The 4,005-nt window shown below is 35.2% G+C and carries 3 protein-coding genes; 1 reads left to right on the forward strand and 2 read right to left on the reverse strand.

What is annotated here, in order from left to right; all coding sequences use genetic code 11:
• Positions 1 to 212: 212 nt before the first annotated feature.
• Positions 213 to 581: an IS66 family transposase gene (locus tag FC14_RS03190; protein WP_056976459.1), complete on the reverse strand. Its 369-nt coding sequence runs from the start codon at positions 579 to 581 to the stop codon at positions 213 to 215.
• Positions 582 to 640: 59 nt separating this feature from the next.
• Complete coding sequence (locus tag FC14_RS03195) at positions 641 to 2,263, reverse strand: hypothetical protein (protein WP_056976460.1); 1,623 nt, start codon at positions 2,261 to 2,263, stop codon at positions 641 to 643.
• A 197-nt stretch (positions 2,264 to 2,460) separates the two neighbouring features.
• Between FC14_RS03195 and FC14_RS03200 the strand changes: the two genes are divergently transcribed.
• Positions 2,461 to 3,945 carry a nucleotide sugar dehydrogenase gene (locus FC14_RS03200; RefSeq protein ID WP_056976461.1) on the forward strand — a complete coding sequence of 495 codons (1,485 nt, stop codon included), beginning with the start codon at positions 2,461 to 2,463 and terminating at the stop codon, positions 3,943 to 3,945.
• Positions 3,946 to 4,005 lie beyond the last annotated feature (60 nt).

Raw genomic sequence — 4,005 nt, forward strand, 5'->3', positions numbered from 1 at the left:
GTAGTATAGGGGGATTAGGAAAATATTTACATACGTCTCATTATGGAGTGCTTACGCTCCAGCTACCGTTGTCGCAAATAGTAAATTTTTGCGGACTAGCTGGTCTAATCAACTGCTCCACTGGATTATTCGGTAGTGGTAATTCACCAATTTCGTAAATATTTTCCAGTCTAGTGCGGAACTTTTTGGCATAGTCAATCGCCTATTTCAGCTTACCACTTGGATTCTAGGAAATCGTAAAACTTGTCAACGTATGGTTTCAAGTGAAGCTTACGCTTCTGCGCTTTGATATTAAGTTGCTTTTCCGCTTCAAAGATACTATTCAATAGCTTTACCGCTTTAGCTGCATTGGACTGGCTACCATTCTTAAGTGTTTTAACTATCTCGACAAATTGTCTTCGTATATGCACTAAACAGCTACCATAGGTTATTTGAGGGTATCTTTCGCTACTATAAGCGTTATAACCATCACATATAATACAACCAGTATAATCACCAACTAGCTCGCCAATATTTTCCTGTTTACGATCACTGGAGTAGTTGAAAACGGCTATTTTATGATTAGAAAATTCTAGAGCCAAAAAATACTGCTTTCTTATAATTTCTCGAAAAGGATATATCAAAAATTTTTGACAGCTAACTATTTTATCTGAATCCAATCAGGTATCGGATACTTAGCATATATAGAATTTCGATACTCATTGATGTCTTTGGATAATTCTATCATATTATTTAATTCACTAAAATCAATACCTAACTCCTCTTCCTCTATTTTTCTCAATGTTCCTCCATAGTTTTCAATACCATATTCTTCATCTAAGTAAGTACAAAAAACATCCTTAAAAGATTTTGGTGACTTAATATATTCATCTCTATTTTCCAAACGTGCTAACCCACTATACAGCTGATACATCAACGGAATTGGTAGATACCCAACATGCAACGCTGGTGTAAGGTATTTAATAAAATGTTTCATATACTCATCATCACCATTAACAGCCGTAAAATGCCAACGTCTAGCGAAATCAGGCAAAGTCTTGATATCATCAATTTCAAAAATAAAATTCTCATTTCCTTCAGTCAAATCATGTAATGCAACAAGAGCCTGCCAATTAAACCAATCTATAACTTCTTTATTTTTAAAAGCGCTTAATGGAAAGTGACATTTGTCATCAGACTCGGTTAAATCTAACGGTAGTAATCTACGATTGATGCCACTAACTGTGTTCTTAACATCATTAAATTTTAGCCATCCTTCACTTTCGATAACCAACAATGGGAGTGGATTTAAGCCTGGCAGTATCATACTTTCTATATTCACCAGCGCACTAATTAGATTAGTTTCTTTTGCAGATAGAACTGCTCCATTTGCTTCACTGATTCCAATTATGTTAGTATGTGCATCAACTTTACCGCTAAATGGTTTTTTTCGCTTAAGCTCCGATAATTTATAATTTAATTTAATACTATCATTATTGTATATTTCCTTGACTAGTGAAAGTAAAACATTCTTATCTGAAGTATCTTTTTCATTTATTTCGATGAAACATTCAAAAAAATGATTTGGCACTAGCATAGCTCCCAACAGTTGTAAAAAGTAAGTGACTTGCTCTTGTTTTCCATCGTTTGTTCTTAACAACCAATCATGCGGTGTCCAAATTTCATTAGCTGTGCTAATAGGAAAACTAGGTAATGGTGAATCAACCATTAAATCACGCATATGCATATGCTTACTGGTGAAAAACATTTCTGGAACGCTTAGCTTCTCCCCATTTATATCAAACTTCTGTCCAAAGTCAATTCCTACAATTCCGCTTAGATCCTTAATGGTCTTGATAGGATTAAGTTTCATTTCTTTCAAATCAAAAATGCCATTTTCATAAAGCAAATATCTACTTCCCGAATATTGCTTTCTCAGGTTAATAGTTCCTCTTAAACTATTAACCTTTCCACATATAATATTAGCTATCTCAGTAACATTTCTTTCCGTATATTCTTTGTGAAAAGCATCTAAAATTAAACGCAAAATATATACAGCCTTTTCCCAGTAACCTTTTTCAGGATTGTAAACCATTATATTTTCTAATCCCATATGAATCCGATTTTTATCAACGATTCCAAATGTCACATGTTCAAATAATATATCTTCAATATTTTCTCTATGCAATAATTTCTCTATATATTTTTGGATAGAAATTTCCCACTCAGAATATTCTCTTTCACTAACAGATGATTTTAATTCTTTTATGACATCTTTTATCATATGATCACTTCCTCACTATACATAATCGGCCACTTCCCACTGTTTTTTAACCCCACCACCTAATGTTATCCTTAATCACATTTTCGCCTGTTCCAAATTTTTACTCCTATCACAATCCCCATTTTTATGCTATCATATACCTATACCGCATCTATTTACGGTTATTTAAAATAACAAAAGGACAGGTACTATTCTTTATGAAGAAATTATCTTTGAAAAAGTTAGCCGATACTATCGTAACCAAGCGTAAAGAAAAAGGGCTAACTCAACAACAATTAGCAGATACTACCAGCATTAACCGCGCTACTATTAGCCGGATTGAAGCAGAAGATTTTACTCCGTCAATTCCTCAACTAGAACAATTAGGCCAAGTGCTTAACTTTGACTTAACTGATCTTTTTATGGATGATGAAGCTGCTAACCAATTCAAGCCAGTCTCTCCTTTAAAGATTGCTGTGGCAGGGACAGGATACGTCGGCCTTTCAATCGCTACTCTACTAGCTCAGCACAATCATGTTACCGCTGTTGATATTGTGCCTGAAAAGGTGGATTTGATTAATAGTCGCAAATCACCAATTCAAGATGACTACATTGAAAAATACCTAGCAGAAAAAGATTTGGATTTAACTGCTACTCTTGATGGTGAAAGTGCTTATAAAGATGCTGACTTCGTAGTAATCGCTGCACCAACAAACTATGATAGTAAGAAAAACTACTTCGATACCAGTGCTGTTGAAGCTGTAATCGAACTGGTTATGAAAGTTAACCCTAATGCAGTCATGGTTATTAAATCAACTATCCCTGTTGGTTATACTGAATCAGTTCGTAAGAAATACCAAACTAATAAAATTATCTTCAGTCCTGAATTCTTGCGTGAATCCAAAGCACTTTACGATAACCTTTATCCAAGTCGAATTATCGTTTCAACTGATAAAAATGATTCGGACTTAATTGCAGCCTCACACAAATTTGCTGCCTTACTTCAAGAAGGTGCTATTAAAGAGAATATTGATACCCTCTTCATGGGCTTCACTGAAGCAGAAGCTGTTAAATTGTTTGCTAATACTTACCTGGCATTACGGGTTTCATACTTCAACGAACTCGATACCTACGCCGAATCTAAGGGTCTCAACACTGAAGAAATTATCAATGGGGTTTGCCTTGATCCGCGAATTGGCTCTCACTACAATAATCCTTCATTTGGTTACGGTGGTTACTGCTTACCTAAAGATACTAAGCAATTACTTGCCAACTACCAAGATGTTCCTGAAGACTTAATCGAAGCTATTGTTAAATCCAATTCAACTAGAAAAGACTTCATCGCTGATCAAGTTCTTCAAAAAGCTGGTTACTACTCCTACACAGATTCAAATAACTTTGACCCACAAGATGAAAAACAAGTAACTGTCGGTGTCTACAGACTGACTATGAAGTCTAATTCTGACAACTTCCGCCAATCATCCATCCAAGGCATTATGAAGCGTGTCAAAGCCAAGGGTGCAGAAGTCATTATCTATGAACCTACCCTAGAAAACGGCACTACCTTCTTTGGCAGCAAGGTTGTCAATGACATTGAACAATTCAAGTCTCAAAGTAATTCAATTATTGCTAACCGCTATAACAACATTCTTGATGATGTAAAAGACAAAGTTTACACCCGCGATATTTTCAAACGCGACTAATACAAAACGTAAGCACTCCATAATGAGACGTATGTAAATATTTTCCTAATCCCCCTATAC

Origin of the sequence: Ligilactobacillus agilis DSM 20509, from assembly GCF_001436215.1 — a bacterium.
Lineage (GTDB): Bacteria > Bacillota > Bacilli > Lactobacillales > Lactobacillaceae > Ligilactobacillus > Ligilactobacillus agilis.